Annotated in this window: 22 protein-coding genes and 4 tRNA genes; 17 read left to right on the top strand and 9 right to left on the bottom strand. The window is 41.8% G+C overall.

The window, feature by feature from the left end:
- Positions 1-139: 139 nt before the first annotated feature.
- The 4 genes from AC3E9V_RS24145 to AC3E9V_RS24160 form a co-directional block, all read right to left on the bottom strand.
- Positions 140-589 carry a hypothetical protein gene (locus AC3E9V_RS24145; protein ID WP_488750740.1) on the bottom strand — a complete coding sequence of 150 codons (450 nt, stop codon included), beginning with the start codon at positions 587-589 and terminating at the stop codon, positions 140-142.
- Complete coding sequence (locus AC3E9V_RS24150; protein WP_488750741.1) at positions 586-1,266, bottom strand: hypothetical protein; 681 nt, start codon at positions 1,264-1,266, stop codon at positions 586-588. The genes AC3E9V_RS24145 and AC3E9V_RS24150 overlap by 4 nt, the downstream gene beginning before the upstream one ends.
- A gap of 79 nt (positions 1,267-1,345) precedes the next feature.
- Positions 1,346-1,612, bottom strand: a complete 267-nt coding sequence (locus tag AC3E9V_RS24155; RefSeq protein ID WP_488750742.1) for a hypothetical protein — start codon at positions 1,610-1,612, stop codon at positions 1,346-1,348.
- A complete protein-coding gene (locus AC3E9V_RS24160; protein ID WP_488750743.1) occupies positions 1,599-2,159 on the bottom strand; it encodes an RNA polymerase sigma factor in 561 nt (186 codons plus the stop codon). Before AC3E9V_RS24160 ends, AC3E9V_RS24155 begins: the two co-directional genes overlap by 14 nt.
- A gap of 108 nt (positions 2,160-2,267) precedes the next feature.
- Between AC3E9V_RS24160 and AC3E9V_RS24165 the strand changes: the two genes are divergently transcribed.
- The 5 genes from AC3E9V_RS24165 (at position 2,268) to AC3E9V_RS24185 (ending at position 6,933) form a co-directional block, all read left to right on the top strand.
- Entirely contained in the window at positions 2,268-2,816 is a 549-nt protein-coding gene (locus tag AC3E9V_RS24165; RefSeq protein WP_488750744.1) for an ExbD/TolR family protein, read from the top strand.
- An 85-nt stretch (positions 2,817-2,901) separates the two neighbouring features.
- The gene (locus AC3E9V_RS24170) at positions 2,902-3,348 is read left to right on the top strand and encodes an ExbD/TolR family protein (protein WP_488750745.1); all 447 of its coding nucleotides are present in this window, start codon (positions 2,902-2,904) and stop codon (positions 3,346-3,348) included.
- 109 nt (positions 3,349-3,457) lie between these two features.
- Positions 3,458-3,772: a helix-turn-helix domain-containing protein gene (locus AC3E9V_RS24175; RefSeq protein ID WP_488750746.1), complete on the top strand. Its 315-nt coding sequence runs from the start codon at positions 3,458-3,460 to the stop codon at positions 3,770-3,772.
- 2 nt (positions 3,773-3,774) lie between these two features.
- Positions 3,775-5,040: a type II toxin-antitoxin system HipA family toxin gene (locus AC3E9V_RS24180; protein ID WP_488750747.1), complete on the top strand. Its 1,266-nt coding sequence runs from the start codon at positions 3,775-3,777 to the stop codon at positions 5,038-5,040.
- A gap of 168 nt (positions 5,041-5,208) precedes the next feature.
- The gene (locus tag AC3E9V_RS24185) at positions 5,209-6,933 is read left to right on the top strand and encodes an energy transducer TonB (protein ID WP_488750748.1); all 1,725 of its coding nucleotides are present in this window, start codon (positions 5,209-5,211) and stop codon (positions 6,931-6,933) included.
- 268 nt (positions 6,934-7,201) lie between these two features.
- Here the strand turns inward: AC3E9V_RS24185 and AC3E9V_RS24190 are convergent, their stop codons facing one another.
- Positions 7,202-8,440, bottom strand: coding sequence for an IS256 family transposase (locus AC3E9V_RS24190; RefSeq protein WP_488750749.1), 1,239 nt, complete (start codon positions 8,438-8,440; stop codon positions 7,202-7,204).
- A gap of 102 nt (positions 8,441-8,542) precedes the next feature.
- Positions 8,543-9,706, bottom strand: coding sequence for a VWA domain-containing protein (locus AC3E9V_RS24195; RefSeq protein ID WP_488750750.1), 1,164 nt, complete (start codon positions 9,704-9,706; stop codon positions 8,543-8,545).
- Between the two features lie 186 nt (positions 9,707-9,892).
- On the opposite strand from AC3E9V_RS24195, the gene AC3E9V_RS24200 reads away from it, so the two are divergent.
- From AC3E9V_RS24200 to AC3E9V_RS24255, 12 genes are all read left to right on the top strand, one after another.
- Positions 9,893-11,890 (top strand): tetratricopeptide repeat-containing sensor histidine kinase, encoded by a 1,998-nt coding sequence (locus AC3E9V_RS24200; RefSeq protein WP_488750751.1) that lies wholly within the window; start codon positions 9,893-9,895, stop codon positions 11,888-11,890.
- The gene (locus AC3E9V_RS24205) at positions 11,883-12,635 is read left to right on the top strand and encodes a LytR/AlgR family response regulator transcription factor (RefSeq protein WP_488750752.1); all 753 of its coding nucleotides are present in this window, start codon (positions 11,883-11,885) and stop codon (positions 12,633-12,635) included. The genes AC3E9V_RS24200 and AC3E9V_RS24205 overlap by 8 nt, the downstream gene beginning before the upstream one ends.
- 501 nt (positions 12,636-13,136) lie before the next feature.
- Positions 13,137-13,226 (top strand) — tRNA-OTHER (locus tag AC3E9V_RS24210).
- Between the two features lie 164 nt (positions 13,227-13,390).
- A tRNA-Tyr gene (locus tag AC3E9V_RS24215) sits at positions 13,391-13,473 on the top strand.
- Between the two features lie 5 nt (positions 13,474-13,478).
- Positions 13,479-13,551: transfer RNA gene (locus AC3E9V_RS24220), tRNA-Lys, on the top strand.
- A gap of 146 nt (positions 13,552-13,697) precedes the next feature.
- A tRNA-OTHER gene (locus AC3E9V_RS24225) sits at positions 13,698-13,767 on the top strand.
- A gap of 391 nt (positions 13,768-14,158) precedes the next feature.
- A complete protein-coding gene (locus AC3E9V_RS24230) occupies positions 14,159-15,253 on the top strand; it encodes a slipin family protein (RefSeq protein WP_488750753.1) in 1,095 nt (364 codons plus the stop codon).
- Between the two features lie 49 nt (positions 15,254-15,302).
- Entirely contained in the window at positions 15,303-15,812 is a 510-nt protein-coding gene (locus AC3E9V_RS24235) for a hypothetical protein (RefSeq protein WP_488750754.1), read from the top strand.
- Positions 15,812-16,717 (top strand): RtcB family protein, encoded by a 906-nt coding sequence (locus AC3E9V_RS24240; protein WP_488750755.1) that lies wholly within the window; start codon positions 15,812-15,814, stop codon positions 16,715-16,717. The genes AC3E9V_RS24235 and AC3E9V_RS24240 overlap by 1 nt, the downstream gene beginning before the upstream one ends.
- Complete coding sequence (locus AC3E9V_RS24245) at positions 16,636-17,232, top strand: RtcB family protein (RefSeq protein ID WP_488750756.1); 597 nt, start codon at positions 16,636-16,638, stop codon at positions 17,230-17,232. The genes AC3E9V_RS24240 and AC3E9V_RS24245 overlap by 82 nt, the downstream gene beginning before the upstream one ends.
- A gap of 103 nt (positions 17,233-17,335) precedes the next feature.
- Positions 17,336-17,476, top strand: coding sequence for a hypothetical protein (locus tag AC3E9V_RS24250; protein WP_488750757.1), 141 nt, complete (start codon positions 17,336-17,338; stop codon positions 17,474-17,476).
- On the top strand, positions 17,434-17,700 hold the full coding sequence (locus tag AC3E9V_RS24255; RefSeq protein WP_488753682.1) for a thioredoxin domain-containing protein: 267 nt from the start codon (positions 17,434-17,436) through the stop codon (positions 17,698-17,700). Before AC3E9V_RS24250 ends, AC3E9V_RS24255 begins: the two co-directional genes overlap by 43 nt.
- 148 nt (positions 17,701-17,848) lie before the next feature.
- On the opposite strand, the gene AC3E9V_RS24260 is transcribed toward AC3E9V_RS24255, so the two are convergent.
- The 3 genes from AC3E9V_RS24260 to ygiD form a co-directional block, all read right to left on the bottom strand.
- Complete coding sequence (locus AC3E9V_RS24260) at positions 17,849-18,454, bottom strand: hypothetical protein (protein ID WP_488750758.1); 606 nt, start codon at positions 18,452-18,454, stop codon at positions 17,849-17,851.
- A complete protein-coding gene (locus AC3E9V_RS24265) occupies positions 18,435-18,617 on the bottom strand; it encodes a hypothetical protein (RefSeq protein ID WP_488750759.1) in 183 nt (60 codons plus the stop codon). The genes AC3E9V_RS24260 and AC3E9V_RS24265 overlap by 20 nt, the downstream gene beginning before the upstream one ends.
- A gap of 64 nt (positions 18,618-18,681) precedes the next feature.
- Complete coding sequence (gene ygiD / locus AC3E9V_RS24270; RefSeq protein WP_488753683.1) at positions 18,682-19,515, bottom strand: 4,5-DOPA-extradiol-dioxygenase; 834 nt, start codon at positions 19,513-19,515, stop codon at positions 18,682-18,684.
- Positions 19,516-19,545 lie beyond the last annotated feature (30 nt).

The following is a 19,545-nucleotide window of genomic DNA, read 5'->3' on the forward strand; positions in this document are numbered from 1 at the left end:
CTGTACGGGTTAAGTATGAATCGCGCTAACCTTTTCGCTTTATCTTATTCGAGATTTTATCAGATCATTTAAAGATCAATTGGTAGATGCTTTGCAAGCAGCCTTAAATGGATAAAAAAGAGATGGCTTATCTTCCACCTTAGGAAATTTGTGAGATGCCAATTATTGCGATGCTCACAGCAAAAATTAAAAATGAGCGAATTAGCTCGACATGAGCTTCAAAACTTTCAGAGATTAACTTCTGGTAAGTTAAAAAAATGATTGAAGAGCCAAGAGCAGCCGCTCCCATCCATAATTGTGCTTCAAAACCAGGGAGTTGAAGTGCCCAAAACATGATACCTACTGTTGCAATTGACCAACTTATTGGCATGATTTTTTCAAATATTTTTTGCATCCAATCCGTTGATTTCGAATCAAAGTGGAGAAACAAAAAATAGATTGTCGCTACTGTTGTCAGAGAGAGTGCTGTTATAATTTGCATTTCAAGTAAAAACGCAATAACGGCAACTCCAAACCCAGTAAGCTCTATTGCTATAAGGTTTTGCCTAAAGAATCTCTCTAATCTTTTGGGTACTGACCTGAAATTCAATTTTCAGCAGCGTTACTTTTGAAACTAGTCAACTCACTCTCAGTAATAGACCGGAAAGCAAATTTATAGCCTTCATAGCCAGCAAGACCGTAAAAAAAGACATCCATTATACTGAACGTTTCCTGCATGATTTGAGGCAAGACAGAATAATCGAACATCAGAAGGGTTTCAATGTATCCTAACTCCTGGTAGTTGGCGACAAAGCCAATAATACTCAGGAAGTTGCCTACTGCACAGCTTGCCACAGCGATGATGCCTCCGGTCATACCAAAGATCTGGTCTATCCCTTTTCCAAAATACCGCATTGAAAAACCCACTCCAGCCCCGATAGCAATCGCCATGTAGCCGATCTGATAACCTGTGGATACGGTTATGATTCCCCAAAGAATGGCACCAATAAGTCCTGCAGCAATTCCGGATATCACAGCAGCAGTATAGTTTTGTTCCATCCGGAGCTTTTCGTAAGCGTCCGAAGATAGCCGACTCATAACTTCTGATGGTTGCAGCGGGTCCTGGTTGACAGGTTCTTCTTTTACTGTAGCATCAAGGTTAAAGTCAGGACATTCATTTTCAAAACTGGCCTTTTCTGCCGTCAGAGAACAGATCAGACCTTGCTGCATGTCCATTTTACGGTTAGTGCATTTCTTACAAAATGCCAGATGTTCTTCTCGTGTCATTGTTTGATAGGTTAGGTAGAAAATACCAACCTACAAAAACCTCCCTTTAAATGCAATGAACTAAAATGTTTTAGTGCCTTCAAAGCTTTTGTCCAGCATTTCTAAACTTCACTTCCCTTGGGTCTGGCTGAGGAAGTGTTGACTTTTTGATTTCCTGTGCACTGACACTAAAGATCACTGCTCCAATAAGTAGCACCAATGCAATGAGTAAGATTACGTAGCGAATAATCTTCTGAGTGCGCCTTCTGGAGGCATACTGCCGCTCCAGCGCATCAAAGTTCTTGAACCGGTCAATGCCCCGGTCCCGGAACAACTTTCTTTTTATCCGGTAATTATACCTTGACATGTCCTTCCTCCAATCGTTTTTTCAATTTATTCAATAACCGGTAAAGTCGCATTTTCACTGCGCTTTCTTTCATTTCCAGCAGCAGGCTGATTTCCGTAAAGGTGTTGCCTTCGAAATATTTCAACTCGATCAGGCGCACCTCCAGGTCATTCAGTCCATTTAGTATGTTGACCAGCTTGTCTTTATTATAGTTCAGCCACTCATCCTTAAGCTCTGGTGCGTCCAGGATTTTGTCCTCTTCAATGATGAAAATTTCCTTCCGATCCCGGTAATGCTTTTTCACCTCATTGGAAGCGATCCGGAAGAGCCAGCTGCCAAAGGGCTTTCCCTGCCATTGGAATTTTTTTAGGTTAGAGATTGCTTTTAAAAAAGTTTGCGAGCAAAGATCGGCGGCTAGCATTTCATCATCGGTTCGGCGGTAGATAAACCGAAAAACTGGCTCGTAATACTTGTCATAAAGCGGCTTAAAAGAATGTGTGTCCTTTTTCGCCTGCTCGATCCAGCTGCGTTCCTGATCCAGGCTGCTATGGTCAAATGCGAGGCTCACTTATTGGATGAATCCGGTAGTTAATAGATAGTCACATATTTAGAACGTGTTTTTTCCTTGTGACTGTATGTGACTTTTTCAGATTGCGGGATTATTCCAGTAAAAAAGATGAAATCCACACGTCTCCAAAACCCGGAAATCAACTCAGGCTCCATGGCCGATATCGCCTTTCTGCTGCTGATCTTTTTTCTTGTCTCCACTACTATCCTGCAGGAAAAAGGGCTGATGCTGCGACTGCCTCCGGAGCCTGATGAGCAGCAAACCAAGCAGATCAACGAACGAAACCTGTTCAAGATCCAGGTCAACTCAAAGAATCAATACCTGATCGAGGATGTGGTTCGAAAAGATTTGCTAGGGTTAAGGGAAGAGGTAAAGGCTTTTGTACTTAACCAGGGTGAAAACCCAAAACTTTCCGACAACCCGGAAGATGCGGTGGTTTCAATCAAAACCAATCGGGGTACGGATTACAAGCATTTTATTGAAGTGCTGGATGAGGTGAAGGGAGCTTACTATGAGATCTATGGGAGTCAGGTAGGGCTAAGCGCGGATGAGTACATGCGTTTGGATCATGATAACCCTATTCAGTATGGTATCTACCTCCAGGGGAAGGAGGGAATACCGATGAATATTTCCATTGCTCAACCAGATAATATATGAGGAAACCAGGCAATTGTCATCTCGGCGTGAGGAGAGATCTTCCTCTTTTGTATAATAGGATTAGAAAAATTAAAATTTGAAAACCATGAACCTTCGTAAAAAGCCCAATCGAAAGACCACCATATCTACAGCATCTTTGCCGGATATTGTATTTCTGCTATTGTTCTTTTTCATGGTCAGTGCCACCATCAAGCCAAAAGAGGACAAGGTGAAGATCAAGTATCCCAAGGCAGAGGCATTGACTAAGGTGGATAAAAAAATTCTGATCAAAGAACTGAATATCGGGGTGCCAAAAGACCGGAAATATGGGACAGAACCTCAGATTGCCGCTGAGAACCGCTTGCTTAAAGTAGCTGATATCGGTGAGTGGGCCATTGCTCAGCGGGAGACCTTACCGGAAGTGTACAAAGACCAGATGATCGTTTTGCTGAAAGCTGATGAGCTGGTAAAAATGGGCCTGATCAGTGACATCCAGGAGGAGCTGAAAAAGGTTAATGCAAGGAAGGTGGTGTTTCGGACGCTGGAGGAGTAAAGGAAGGCTAATTTCCAACCTGAGAATGTTCTCACTAGTGAATTCATTATACCCATAAAGTAAAATATAATTTACATATTATGTATAATTGTAAATTATATTTACTGTTATGAAAAGGAAGTCTATTTCTCTTCTACCTAAAACAAGCAAAATACTTGAGACTGTTGGAAACCAGATCAGGCTGGCCAGATTACGTCGCAAATTTAGCAGTGCGATCGTCGCTGAACGTGCCGGGATTAGCAGGCCCACTTTATTATCAATCGAAAAAGGACAGTCTACTGTAAGTATAGGTCATTATATCAATGTGTTGAAAGTACTTGGTCTTGAGAAGGATTTCCTGCTCATTGCAAAAGATGATGAATTGGGAAGAAAGATCCAGGATGCAGGCCTATCAATAAAAAAACGAGCCCCTAAGAAGAAATAACCATGGCGAAGAAAGAAATCTATGTTTATGCCGATTGGCAGGAGGTGAAGGGACCTGTTTTTATGGGGATATTGACCTCAGAAACATTGCGAGGAAAAGAAATTTTCTCTTTTGAATATGATAAGTCCTGGCTAGCATCAGGATTTGTTCAGATCCTGGATCCGGACCTTCAGCTTTACTCGGGCTCTCAATACCTTAATGACAGTGCGAAATTCAACTTTGGTTTGTTTCTTGACTCTTCTCCTGATCGGTGGGGAAGAGTGCTGATGCAGCGGAGGGAGGCAGCAGAAGCAAGGGTAACTAAGCGAAAACCAATTAAATTGTTAGAAACGGATTACCTCCTTGGAGTATATGATGAGCACCGGATGGGAGGACTAAGGTTCAAACTCGCTCCGGAAGGGCCTTTCTTAAGTAATGACAAACGTCAAACAAGTCCACCTTGGACCTCTATTCGTGAGCTTGAGCAAATCAGTTTAAGACTTGAAGAGGAGGATGCTGTTGATGATCCTGAATATCTACAATGGTTAAATATGCTGGTAAATCCCGGTTCTTCTTTAGGTGGCGCTCGGCCTAAAGCCAGTGTACTTGATCCGGAAAATCATTTATGGATTGCAAAGTTTCCAAGCAAAAGTGATGAGAGTGATATTGGTTCCTGGGAGATGGTGACTTATGATTTAGCTATAGCGGCAGGGGTAAATATGTCTGAATGCAGGGTGAGAAAATTTTCAAGTGATCATCATACTTTCCTCACCAAAAGGTTTGATCGAACAAGCAATGGTAAGCGTATCCACTTCACTTCAGCAATGACACAACTTGGATACACTGATGGAGCTGATGCAGCAAGCGGGGTTAGCTATCTTGAATTGGTAGATTTTATAACCAGTATTGGAGCTAATGTTGATAACGACCTTCACGAGCTTTGGCGAAGGATTGTTTTTAGCATTTGTGTTTCAAATACTGATGATCACCTGAGAAACCATGGCTTCCTGTTGACAAATGATGGTTGGCATTTATCACCGGCTTATGACATAAATCCGGTTGAAACCGGAACCGGTTTAAAACTCAATATTTCAGAAGACGATAATGCCCTGGACTTAGAGCTGGCAATGGAAGTTCATGAATACTTCCGTCTTGATTATACTGAAGCTTTAGATATTCTTAAGAAGGTAAAGGCCTCTGTTAGCCGATGGCGTGAAATAGCCACTAAGTATGGAATATCAAAAACTAACCAGGAAGTTAAAGCTCCAGCCTTTGGAGCAGTGGAATAATGTGCCTGATCAGTGAAATCCAGGAGGAGCTAAAAAAAGTCAATGCCCGGAAGGTGGTGTTCAGGCCGCTGGAGGAGTGAGAGGTAGGTTTCAACTATATTCCAACTGATTTGATTTTGTTTTTTCAATTGGTTTGTTAATTTGGATTTCATCGTCAATTACATAACAATGCGTATTTCATTTTTATTTCTACTTGTTTTTTTACCCTTTTCAGGGTTTTCTCAAATTGAAACTGGTTATTATACAGATACTCAGGGCAATCCAATAGATGGTTATTTGGATGTGCCAGAATATAGCAATGCTAAAAGTTTAGTGCATAATGAATATTCTAATGGCAGTATGTGGGGTTACTATTATGATGAATCCGGAGATAAGAGATCCGGAGATATCATGTTGAAGAACAGGAAAGCTATTTTGTATTTGAATGGCGATCCATTTGCAAAGGAAAAATTGAAGCCGGATAGGGTTTTTAGCTTTGTTATAGGAGTTGATTCCTTTTATAGTACCTATAATTTTAGAATTGAGGGGTTATTATTTAGTGAGAAAAACCCACGCTATGTAAAACATTATTGTTCGAGTAACCAATACGATTTTGCAATTCATTATGGGTTTACAAGAGGGCAGGTAATTCCAACTTATTTACTCAGACCAATTGGGGAAGACTATTGGGTTAGCCCACCAGAGTCAAAGGCGGATTTTAGACGTTATCTAATGAAATATTTCAGCCAAATCCCTGGTGTAGAGCAATTAGTGACCTCAAAAAAATTGACTAAAGATGATGTGCCATTACTTATGTTTAATTCAGTTATATATGATAAATTTCTGGCTGGAGAATCTTTTTACTTGGATGAGTGGTGGAATAATAAAGTTAACAAGATCAAGGGTCCAATAGAGGGCAGGATAATAGAAGTTGATTCCGTTTGGACGATAAGTTATTACAAAAACGGGATTAAGGTCCATGATTCTCAAACGACACCAATTAACCCGAAGAATAAGAGTAGTTCATTAGAATTCGTTTTTTGGCCAACCATGCATTGGAGACCAGCAGATGCATTGGATGATTCTAATTGGAAAGAGGGTTTCTCAAAATGGTACTATCCATCAGGTCAATTAAGGAAAGAAGCACGATTTGTAGACAATGAACTCAAAGAGGTTAAGGTCTTTTATCAGAATGGTGAACTGCATTATCATTATGGTATAGAAACCAGGACAGAAGAGACTAAACCGCTAATGAATAAAGGAAGGTTTACAGCAAATAGAGAGAAAGAAATAGAACTTTTAAAATATTATTACGTGGCTTCTTCTGAAGGGATAAACCTTTTGGATAAAGGTGGTTCGGGAAAAGAGGAGCTAAATGATAAACATAATGATCGGATAGTTTACAGAACGTATGAAAAAGGTGTTTTAAAAGAGTCCTATTATGTTGAGGAAGGTAAAAAAATTTATCAGTGGTTAGGTCAAGAATACGATGTAGCACCTATTCAGAGAAAATGGGACAGGGACGCTAGTGAAATGTATTTTAGTGCGAGTCTAAGAAAAAATATTTCAGGTAAGGTAGCAATAGCAATAACCATAGATCCTGAAACTAATTATCAATCTGTAAAGATGTATGGTTCTTTAGGTCCAGAGCTCGACGCACAGATTACTAAATTTTTTGACAAGTATGAGGACTTAGGGAATCTATTCTCTATCAATTATGAATCATTCAAAAAAGGTGGGGAAAAAGTTAAATATGAGGTAATGATTCCATTTACCTTTTACGCGCGCCGTTTCACAAATGTTCCTAGTGTGAATCACTGGTACCATTATCCATATATGGACCCTGTATTTAATCCGGCAATGAACTTCACACTACCTGAACCACCTCCAATTCCTAATTTTCCTAGATACTAATTACTTTTCAGTTTAATCATAGAATCTTTTTAAATTAGGTTGCCCTAAAGCCGATTAGTCCAAAGGTGGAGCATCAGGCTAGGCTGGTTTTGAGGCTACGTCTTTGATATATTCATTGACTTCTACTCTGACAAGGTGTACAAACGGTTTCTCATCAAAGACTGATTGAGACCAAAACAAGATTACAAAAAAAGCCCGGCAGGGGGGAGTGTTACCTCAACTCTGTCCTAGGTTTCCTTCCGGGGGGTACCCCCCGGAAGGAAAATTTTTATTCTTTAGAACGGTTGGTAGCTATGTCCAGGTCCAGCCGTCCTTCAAATCTAATAGCCAATTGCTGAACAGTCAACCCCCAATTCTGCAAGGGTGATGTCCATTTTTTCTCAATACGTCTTGTGACCAGATAAACCAGCTTCATCAAGGCCATATCAGAGGTGAATGCACCTTTGGTCTTAGTGACCTTGCGGATCTGCCTGTGAAAGCCTTCTACAGTGTTTGTGGTATAGATCAGCCGCCTGATGGGTCGGCTATACTCAAAGTAGGTGCTCAATCGGTCCCAGTTATCATTCCAGGAGCGGATCACCACTGGGTATTTCTTTCCCCATTTCTCTTCTAACTCCGACAGAGCTGTTTCTGCCTGGTCTTTGGTATCTGCCTGGTAGACCAGCTTCAGGTCCTTCATAAACAGCTTCTGCTCTTTACTGGCTACATACTTGAGGCTGTTACGGATCTGGTGGATCACACAGAGTTGAATGTCGGCTTTTGGGAAGACCGAATGGATGGCTTCACTAAAGCCGGTCAGATTGTCGGTACAGGCTATTAAGATGTCATTGACTCCACGATTATTCAGGTCTGTGAGCACCTGGAGCCAAAAGTTAGCTCCTTCGCTCTCAGAGACATACATACCCAGTATTTCCTTCCTGCCTTCCTTATTGACCCCCAGGATATTGTACAAGGCTTTATGGTTGACCTTACCCTCTTCCCGAACTTTAAAATGCATCGCATCAAGCCACACTATGCAGTATACCGGCTCTAAAGGGCGGCTCTGCCACTGCTTTACCTTAGGTACTACCCGGTCAGTGATCTCGCTGAGAATGTGGGTGGATATTTCTGTATCGTACATCTCGGAAATGTGATCCTGAATATCCCGCAGGCTGTTTCCTAAACCGTACATAGCAATGATCTGCTTCTCAAGATTGTCAGCCAAGATGCGCTGACGCTTTTCAATAACCTGTGGCTGGAAGCTGCTGTGGCGATCTTGTGGTGTCTCAATCTCCACTTCTCCCTGGCTACTCTTCACGGTCTTCCGACCCTTGCCATTACGCTTATTTCCAGATTCACGACCTGATTCATCACCGGCTAAATGGCCTTCCATCTCGGCTTCCAGAGCCTCTTCTAAAAACTCTTTCAGTATCGGGGCAAACGCTCCATCTTTTCCGAATAATGGCTCTCCGTTTTTAAATTGTCTTAGAGCTTTTTCTTTTAAGCTTTCTTTCTCTTCTTCACTCATGTCTAATACTTATAAATTTTAAAACTAAATTCAAAGCTTAGACAGAGTTGAGATTACAGTCTCCGGCAGGGAATCAGCCAGGCTTTTCCATAATGTAAATGGTTACTCGAAACTAAGGTTTTTGCTTGTAGCTTTTTCTCTGATTGAATTTAGCATGGCTTTATCCAGCATTTTATCATCCTCATTTTCTACCTTCTGGTTTTCTGCGATATACTGGTTACGCTTCTCGGCCAATACCTGTATCTCTTTCTTCAGTTTGTCTCGTTTTTTCGCCTGCTCCGAAATATAGGCCTTTCGTTGCTCGATGGTCATGCTTTTCATCTCTTCAGGCAAGTACTCCTCTTCAGCTTCCTCAATAACCCCTTCATCGGCTTCTGCAGCGTCCACAAGGTCCCAGCTTTCATTTTTGTAAACATGTGAACTTTTAGAAATAGCCCGCTTTACTTTATTTGCTCGGCTGTAAGAAGCCGCGTTGTTGTCCTGAGCAAGCTGCATTTCTTTACGTTCAGCTCCTTTTTTACCATACTGGATATAGGTCTTATTGACCTCATCATTTAACCGGTCAATTTCGTCATCAAAGGGGGTTTGTATATATACCGTTTGGCGATCCTGGGCTATGCTCATGTAAGACCCACCGGTAATATCGGCCCCGTCTTTCCATTGCGTGTTGATACCTTCCTGAAAGTCTCCACAGAAAATTGTGTTTACCACGATATCCTTTTCTTTCGCAAGCTGACAGGCAACTTTGTAAGAAGTCCTGCCCTGCGTAAAAGGTTCGTTTCCGGCAATAAAGATCATTTTCAGATCAGCCTGAGATTCAGACCAGTCAAGGTTTTTTACTGAATTGTTGATCGCAAATCCGCAAAATTCCTCACCGCCATTAGTGGTAAGCTCAAATAAGTTTTTGGAAATCATGTCCAGATCATTTGTTAAGTCTGTAACCATTCGCATATATCCCTCAGAATGAGGAAGTCCGCTATTTCCATATTCAAAAAGGGCTATTTTGATGTCAGGCCGTTCTCCATCCGCGCATTTTGCAGATGCTAATTCATTGACAATGGTCCAAAGCTGTGATTTGGTCTGCTCAATCAGTCCATCCATGCTATTGCTGGTGTCCAGCAGCAGAGCCAGCATGATTTTTTGTTTTGATGCTTTCTCAGGTTCATTATTCTCAGCAGTATTTGCTGAGACTGAACTACTACAGCTTATTAAAAATATAAGTGTGAATTTAAGCGCTCCTCGCAGTAGGGATTGATATGTTTTCATAATGATTAGTTTTTGATAGATTCTTGCTTGAAATAACGAGAGATCAGATAAAAAAAAGAGGAGTATTTAGGCTATAGCAGTACTCACTTAGTGAAGAGGTCATTTGACTTAGTGAGTGTGGGTTTTGTTAGTAATAGATAACAGATCATCAACGATAAATGCCTTAAATTGTATAAAATTGATCAATTGAAGGTTTTTATTATCATATTGACTGCTCTTGTTTTTTGTGCCGGTTCTATATCCGCACAGCAAACCAAAGACGAAAAGACTCGCTATAAGAGTTTATCCAAACGCAAGTTTCAGCTTGAGCGGAGTGTCCCTGACCTGCTTTCAGAAGCGAGGGAAAGGGCACTTTCAGATCCGGACTCCGCTTTGAATCTGGTGGAAGAAGCTTTGGCTTTGAGCATCACTCAGAAAAGTTCTTTCAATCAGGCCAAATGTTACATGCTGCTTGGCTATATCAATGAGGGTATCAGCGAATGGGAGCTTGCTGTCATCAACTACCTTCAGTCTTATCAAAAATTATCAGAGGATGTATCCAGTAGTTCAGCCAGCCCCTACCGCACTACCGAAGAATATTTCCAGACATTAACGGGTTTGGGGAGATCCTATAATGCACTTGGGCAGCATCAAAAAGCCTTAAATATTCAGATGAAATTACAGTCTGTAGTCCGGCGGTTTCCGGAAAGGCACCTTAATGTAACACTCGATCTTGCAGATACTTATTTTCTTTTGGGTGACCTGGAGAAAGCATTAACATTTGCTGATGAAGGGGAGGCATTGGCAGAAAATTCTGATTCTCAGGAAGCATTAGGTAAATCTAAAGCAATCAAGGCCAAGATACTTGCAGCAATGAATGAAGTGGATGATGCTGAGGAGCTATACCAGCAAAGTCAGCGTTTTGAAATTGGTGATAAAGAATCTGTTTATAAAAACACCACTGAGGCAACAAAAGATGAACTGATCAGCGCTTATAGAAGTCAAAATCGCCTGGATGACGAGCTTGTCTTACGTAATCAATCGGTTGAAAAAAGTCTGGAGAAAGGGGACAAGTTGAGTGTTTCCAAAGAACGTCAGGCAATAGGAAAGATCTTGATTGAGCAGGGGAAGACATCAGAAGCAATTGTGCAGCTGGAACAGGCTGCCGAGCTTGCAGATTCCCTGGGTGTTGTGGAGGAGCAGGTAAATGCTTACCGGGCATTGGCTGAAGCGTACAGGCAGGATGGATTAACTGCCAGGGCACTTCATGCATATGATCGATTTAGCAAATTATCGGACCAGCTGTCTAAAGAAAACCAGCAACTGCAGCAGCAACGAGCCGATCTGATTCGCAAGCAAAGTGATATCGAATCCCTTTCTAAAGAATTAGCTCTGGACGATACCCGTTATGAACTTGGAGTGACCAGCAGTCAATTAATAGAATCGCAATTATTTATTCAGTGGATCATTATTTATGGACTCGTTTTGCTCCTTGTTATTGCTTTTGTTGGCTCATTTCTGGTTTACAGAAACGCACAGCGCAGTAAAAAAATGAGTCAGTTACTGGCATTAAAATCCCTGAGAAGCCAGATGAATCCACATTTTATTTTTAATGCTTTAAACTCTATCAATCAATTCATTGCTCGAAACGATGAGCGCTCAGCCAATAAATTTTTATCTGAATTTTCAAAACTGATGCGGCTGGTGCTGGATAATTCTCAAAAGGATTTAATAACACTACATGAGGAGAAGGAAATGCTTAACCTGTATCTCAAGCTTGAGCATTATAGGTTCAGGGATAAATTTGACTACACTTTTCATGTAGATGAAAAAATAGATATGGACGCTGTGGATATTCCTCCAATGCTCATTCAGCCTTATATTGAAAATGCGGTATGGCATGGTTTGAGATATAAAGAGGAGAAAGGACATCTGGAGGTCTCATTTACTAAATCAAATGGAGATTTACTGGTTACTATTGAAGATAATGGGATAGGAAGAGAAAGGTCAATAGCTGTAAAAACACCTAATCAGCAAAAGCATAATTCGATGGGTCTAAAAAATATCCGTGAACGAATAACCATCCTCAACAAAGTTTATAAAAAGAGGCTCTCTGTGGAAATTCAGGATTTGAATGAGCCCGAAACTGGAACAAAAGTGATTGTTCACCTACCTTCAAATGGTATAAATGGAAAACATGGATAGGCTAAAAGCAATTTTGGTAGATGATGAGAAGGATAGCAGGGAAATTCTCGCTAATTACCTTTCGAAGTATTGCAAGGACGTGCAGCTTATGGAAAAGTGTGATTCTGTTGCTACCGGCTTGAAAGCTATCGAGAACCATGAACCGGACATTGTGTTTCTGGACATTGAGATGCCTTATGGCAATGGATTTGATCTACTGGATCAGGTTGGGGAGGTAATGTTTGAGACGGTATTTGTTACAGCTTATGATAATTATGCCATCCAGGCTTTGAATCAAAGTGCTGCTTACTATCTCCTAAAACCAATTGATATTGATGAATTGATACAGGCAGTGGATAAGATCAAAAATGAACGAGCTCGGGATGACTATATGCACCATACCCGGGTACTTTTGGATAATCTCAGACAATCTAATGGTGAAGCCAATAGGGTGATGCTCCCAACTATGGAAGGATTTGAGATTGTTCTTATTGATGATATCATTTATTGTGAGGCGGATGACAACTTTACCCGATTTCACCTTCAAGGGCCTAAGGAATTGCTGATCTGCCGTACCTTGAAGCATTATGAAGAGACGCTCCCCAGCCGGTTATTTTTCCGGGTTCATCGATCGCATATGGTCAATCTCAATTACGTAGTTCGGTATGCAAAGGGTAAAGGTGGGTTTCTCACTTTGGAAAATGGAGTTGAACTGGAAGTTGCTGAGAAAAAGAAAGCTGACTTTCTAAGTGTGTTTAGAAGATAATATATGGTGAAAGGTCACTGTTCTCCTACCATATTTCTAATCTGCTGTCAGTAAAATATTTCATAATTTTTAGAACATTATTTGGTTTTAAAAAATCGATTTCCGATACTTGCAATGCTAAAATAAACCGAGCAATGAAACAATGCATCCAACACATAGAGCGAAGCCTGACACCGAAATATATGTTATTTGGTGATTATGGGATGTATTGGCCTGGAAGAAGTTAATTTATCAATATAAAGATATCGAAACCCAGGCCATTACGGTCTGGGTTTTTTGTTGTATATGAATTTTGAGAATATGCACAATTACAGAATAATATTTGGTTTCGGAGCGATCCGTCAATGGGAGAAGTATGTCCTTTTTAAGGCAGATTGTCAAGAAAGTATAGATGTAGACAAAAGAATATTTCAGGAATGGAGATTCCATTGTTGATGAGTAATACTCATTGATAAAAGAACCCCGTCCTGGATATTCAGGTCGGGGTTTTTTTATGTGCACAGCCGATTAGTTCAATGGCAGAACATCAGAGTCCTGCCTACGGCAGGCAGGTTGGCTCTGGGGGTGCATGTTCGATTCATGCATCGGCTGCAATGCTAAGGGAAGGGCAGAACGGGTGCTTCCCGATAAATCCGGAGAGCGGTTGAAGGCCGCAAGCAGAGTTCCGTTTCACTCTGTGATGTTTGAAAAAGCTCCGAATATGTTAGCAATGGTCGTTGGCTGATACGCCATAGTCGGTCCAACGACCAGTTTTTGGGAGTGCGACGAAGTTGGAGAGTCGTGCCTGTCTGTAAAACAGGTGCTCAAGGCTAAGCAGGTTCGAATCCTGCCACTTCCACATATGTGTTCGTAGCTCAACAGGCAGAGCTTCGCACTTTTAATGCGAAGGTTGAAGGTTCGAGTCCTTCCGGACACACTGGATAATTCCGATAGTGTAAAGACCGGATAGACGTTTCGGTATAGCGTCATAGTATGCCGTCTTGTAGACACGCATATGCTGCTTTCCTTGAGGGGTTTCCAACAACGCTGTAGGACGAAGGTTCGACTCCTTCTCCCGCCTGAGGCGGGATAGTTCAGTCAGGTTAGAACAACAGCCCTTATATCTGTGTGGGTTCGAATCCCACTCCCGTTGTTTCGGGATGGCGAAATGGCAAACGCGATGGATTGAGGCTCCATTAGATTCATGAAGTTCGCTCACTTCTAAATCAGGGCACCATTGAGAGCAGCCGAAAGCCGGTTTTTGTAAGGTCTCCCTTGTGGACCCTTACTCAAAAAGTCCGGAAAGGCTCTGAGTGCCCAGGATACCGTCAGGTAACTTTTTGGCACTTCAGGATCATCAGTGAAGAAGATAAGATGGGCAGGAAAGGTGAGAATGAACTGGCAGAAAGAAGTCTGACTTAATGGTCACTCCGCCATTTCCGGGTGGCCGGCTTTCGGAGCTTTCTTTTCCACTTAAAGTGGAGTAACAAAAATGAAATTATTGGACCAATAATAATTAAGTAAAACGATTAACAACAAAAGCAATGAGACGAATTAGAATCAATGCAGGGAAAGTGGGTTTGGTATTCCGTAAAGGTGATTATCAGCGGGTGATCACCCGGGGAGTCTATTGGATCTTTCCTTTTGAGAAGGTGGTCCAATATGATCTGTCAAAACCATTTTATCCTCCGGTAGAGCTGAGTCTGCTGATGGCAGATGAACAGCTGATGAGCCTATTGACGGTTGTGGAGGTGAAGGACCAGGAGATTGCGCTTCAGTTTGAGGACGGCATTTTCAAAAATGTCCTGACTCCCGGTCGGTACGCCTTCTGGAAAGGAGTTAAAAAATTTTCTTTCACAAAGGCTGACCTAAGCAAACTGGAGATAGGTAAAGAAATAGACCTGGCTTTGCTGGAGCAAAGAGAAGTCTTGCCTTATGTCAGGGTTTTTGTGGTGGAATCTTACGAACGAGGGGTGCTCTATGTAGATGGGAAATTTGAGAAAATGCTCACTACTGGTACTTACTATTTCTGGAGAAACCGGATTCCACTGAAAGTGGAGAAAGTGGATATGAGGCAACGACAAATGGAGATCTCCGGTCAGGAGATCCTTACCAGGGATAAAGCGGCCTTGCGTGTCAATTTTATGACTCAGTATCGGGTGACCGATGTGGAGAAAGCGGTGATTGACAACAAGGATTATGAAAAGCAGCTATACATCCAGGTGCAGCTGGCGCTTCGGGAGTATTTGGGAACATACACCCTGGATGAGGTTCTTGAACGAAAAGAATCACTGTCAGGATATGTTATCAAGGCCCTGAAAACAAAAGTTCATGCACTTGGGGTGGAAATCCTGGATTGCGGTGTTCGGGATATCATTTTGCCTGGAGAGGTAAGAGATATTATGAACCAGGTGCTGATCGCACAAAAAAAGGCTCAGGCCAACGTGATCATGCGTCGGGAAGAAACGGCTTCTACCAGAAGTTTGCTGAACACTGCGAAACTGATGGAGGACAACGAAATGTTGTTTAAGCTGAAGGAGATGGAGTATGTAGAGAAAATTGCTGATAAAATTGGGGAAATCACTGTCACCGGAAACGGTCAGGTGATTGAGCAATTGAGGAGCATTTTCTCCAGGTAAATAAGCCTCTCGCCCATCATTTGGGCGAGAGGCATTTTAAACATTCATCATGGAGACACAAATTGATACTTTGAACCCATCCAGGCAAAAGCGACAGAAAAGGCGTGATAAGAGGATGGACAAAGAACTAATCGAATGCTACCGAATTGGTAGTAGTGACCCGACAAAAAGAAAAGGATATAAGAAAAAATATGTCGGAAAAGATTTTCAATACGCCGCAAAGATGGAGAGCATCAAACTAATGAGCGGTGGAGGTAAAATGCTAAATGATAATTTGAATCCATTAAAAAGATTCCTTATTTCCAAAGTTGGAAAACATTGGGATAAAGTTTATTCAGAACTATGTCAAAAAATGGATAAAAATACTGTTTCAGGACTTCACGTATTCCAGCACTTATTTGATTTTGTAGAAATAAAAGTCGAGATCAGGAGGAAAAGGATATACACGCTGGACAGGTTTGGGGGTGAGAGAGAATTAGTTGCCAATTCATTTTGGCCTAAATTTTACGTTCATCCAAAAAGCGGAGTTTTGATGAAAGTGAAAAAAAGAAAAAAGTAATGGCATCAAATAAATTAACCGGAAAAGAACTCAGAAAACTGGGTTACCCGGAAGGTAAGGTCATTGGGATAGCTCTGAAAGTAATGGAAGAGCACTTTAAAGGAAAGAGTAAACTTCATAAAAAGGATCTGCTTAAGCGGGTTATTGCTGAGCCGGCCTTTTACCTAAAACATGAAGTATTAGGCCCCGTTGCAAAAAGCCTTATCATCAAAACCGAGCACAATGAGACCATAGACCTTCAGCCGAAAAGGAAGGAATACACTACTTATGGAGCATCTGGTATAGAGCCAGGGGCCATCCATCAGATGGAAGTAGCCATGAAATTACCCATTGCAAAGGCAGGGGCATTGATGCCCGATGCTCATCAGGGGTATGGCTTGCCCATTGGTGGTGTCCTGGCTACTGAGAATGCCGTGATTCCATATGGTGTAGGTGTGGATATCGGATGTAGAATGTGCATGACCCTTTATGACTTGCCTGCCGTGTTTGATTACGATTCGGTGAATAATTATAAGCAAATGCTGCTGGACAACACGAGGTTTGGAAATGCGTCATTCAAGCGACCAAAGGATCATGCAGTATTGGAAAGCAAAGCCTTTGGTGAGATCAATATTGTGAAATCACTTAAGGATAGAGCCTTTGCTCAAATCGGCACATCCGGCGGAGGAAATCACTTCGTGGAATTTGGAGTAGCTGAGCTATTGGATGAAAGTAACGAGTTTGGTCTGCCTACAGGCAAATACCTGGCAGTGCTCTCACACTCAGGGTCGCGGGGACTGGGAGCCAACATTGCCCGGCACTATACAAAGCTGGCCATGGATAAGTGCAAACTTCCCTCGGAAGCAAACATCTGGCCTGGCTGGATCTGGACACTGAAGATGGCCAGGAATACTGGCTGGCAATGAATCTGGCTGGCGATTACGCATCTGCCTGCCATCACCAGATCCACGAGCGGATTGCTCAGGCGCTTGGAGAGCAGCATCTCGCTATGATCGAGAACCATCACAATTTTGCCTGGAAAGAGCAGGATAATGATGGCAATGAGATCATTGTGCACCGAAAAGGTGCTACTCCGGCTGGTAGTGGAGTTCTTGGGATTATCCCGGGCTCGATGACCTCTCCGGGCTTTATAGTGAGGGGTAAAGGCGTGCATGAATCCATAAATTCCGCATCTCATGGTGCTGGTAGGGTCATGTCCAGGTCCAAGGCCAAACAGTCACTGTCGAGAGACGATGTGCGTAAGCATCTGAAAAAGCACAGTGTAGAGGTGATTGGTTCCGGTCTGGATGAGGCTCCGCAGGTCTACAAGGATATCCGTGAAGTGATGGCCCATCAGTCAAACCTGGTGGATGTGCTAGGGACCTTTACTCCGAAGGTTGTGAGAATGTGTGGAGATCAACGTTTTTCAAAGTCAAATTAAAATCCTGCCTTTTAGGTGGGATTTTTTTACTCCCAAATGCAACTTTTGTTACAAACGTCACCAATCTGAAGCCGTAAAATTGCTTAAGTAAAAAAGGAAATTTATGGCAACCGTAAAATTGACAGCAGAACTATTTAAGGAAGAGATCTTTGACTATACCACCGAAAAGAGTGGAAATACAAAGGTGATAAGCCGGCAATTATTGATTTCTATGCCGACTGGTGCGGACCGTGCCAGATGGTAGCACCAATATTCGAGGAATTGTCGGAAGAATATGAGGATATTGTCATCTATAAGCTGGATACAGAAGCCGAGCGGGAGCTAGCTGCTTTATTTGGTATCAGAAGCATCCCCAGCATTTTATTCATCCCTGTGGAAGGTCAGCCAAAAATGCAAATGGGAGCACTTCCAAAAGTGGCATTAAAAGAGATCATTGACAGGGAATTACTATCGGTAAAAGCAAGCTAAATTCTGTAATCGTTACCCGATCCTCACGGAGGTCATCGTCAATGATCCGGCTCTATCAATACGTTATTTCTATAACATAATATTAGCTTAGGTGAGGTTTGTATTGTAGCCCTTTTCTGGAGATAGACAGGTGAGTAATTATCCCTCATTATTTTAACTTATTCTCTACTAGTTTTAAAATTTCTGTTGCTGTTTCAAAGGCTTTCTGGATATCCTTTTTATCATAGTAGTTGTCTACTTCTTTTAATCCTGCTAAGTGGATTCGATTCCTTTTTTCCCTTAGCTCCTCGACCTCCCCAAATAGTTCGTCACTCAATATTTGAGCTCTTTTACAGGCTCGATTGATTTCTATAAAGTTTGTGTTGGAACTTATTTTCACAGGCTTACGAGAGATGTGAATACCACAAATTTCTATGCCCTGTTCAGTTTTGTAAAGAAGCTTTTTATTTGAGTATTTTATTTCAGTTCCAAGGATTTTTTCATCTACTTTACCTACTTTAATTAGTGAATTAATCAAATAGTGTAGGGACCCTTCGATTATAGAAGCGGTATGTAGAATTATGTTTTTAAATACAGAATAAGATATGGGGCCCTGGAGCCTAACCTCCTCTTCAAGAGTAATTAAGAAAATTATGTATTGGAATGAAATAGAAAGGTTAGTTCTTAATGCTCTGTTTTTGATAAACTTGAACCTGTTTTCTAAAAACTCTATCTCGGGAATATTGTCCTCAAGCTTATCTTCTAGCTTTCCCATCCCTGGAATTCAGGAGTTCATTTAAAGAGCCATAACCTTTCTCTTTTAAATAGTTGCCAAGTTTTTTATCAGAACGCACCCCAAAATCCTTTCCATATTTTTTTTCAATGGTGCCCATTTTAGTGTCTGATCTTTTTTTTCTAACAATTTTACGTTTAGCCATTATTCAAATATATCTATTCTCAGGTAAATATATAATTCCATACTTTACGAAAAAGTTTAGGTGTTTACCCCACCTTCACAGAGGTCATGGTCAGTGAGCCAGCCACATACTTATCATTGAATATCTCTACCTCTTCACGATCGCCTTGCAAAGCAAGTGAATATATCAAAGGATAATAATGATCGGGAGTGGGGATAGCCAGCTTGGCTGCAGCACCCCAGTCCGAGTAGTTGAGCAGGCTCTCATGGTCTTTGGAGTTGATGCTGGCTTTGAATTTTTCATTCATCTCCTTCGCCCAGTCAAATCCATAGTCAGGTGTATCAAAATGCTGCCAGTCCACCATGCGAAGGTTGTGCACCATGTTGCCACTGCCTATTACCAGCACCCCTTTTTTTCGTAGTTCGGATAGCTCCCGGGCTAGTTTGTAGTGGTATTCCGGTGATTGATGATAATCAATACTGAGCTGCAGAACAGGGATGTTTGCATCGGGATACATCTTTTTCACAACAGACCAGGTGCCATGATCCAGGCCCCAGTCATGATCCAGCCCTACATTGGTGCTTTTAATCAGTTGGGCAGTTTCCTGAGCTAAGGAAGGGTCTCCGGGAGCAGGATACTTTACTTCAAAAAGCTCTTGTGGAAATCCACCAAAATCATGGATCGTTCTTGGATCATTCATGGCTGTAACGTGTGTCCCTCGAGTAAGCCAGTGTGCAGAAATACAGAGTACAGCCGCCGGGGCAGGGATCTCTTTGGCCATTTTCTCCCAACCCTGCGTGAACTCATTGTCTTCGATACCATTCATCGGAGAACCATGACCTACAAACAAAACAGGCATTTTCACATCCCTTTTGGGTAGTTCTCTTGCTGATTTAGCAAATGATTTCAATGATGACATGTCTGTAACCCCTCCTAACGCTGTTAATAA

It is taken from the genome of Marinoscillum sp. HNIBRBA16962 (genome assembly GCF_057801515.1).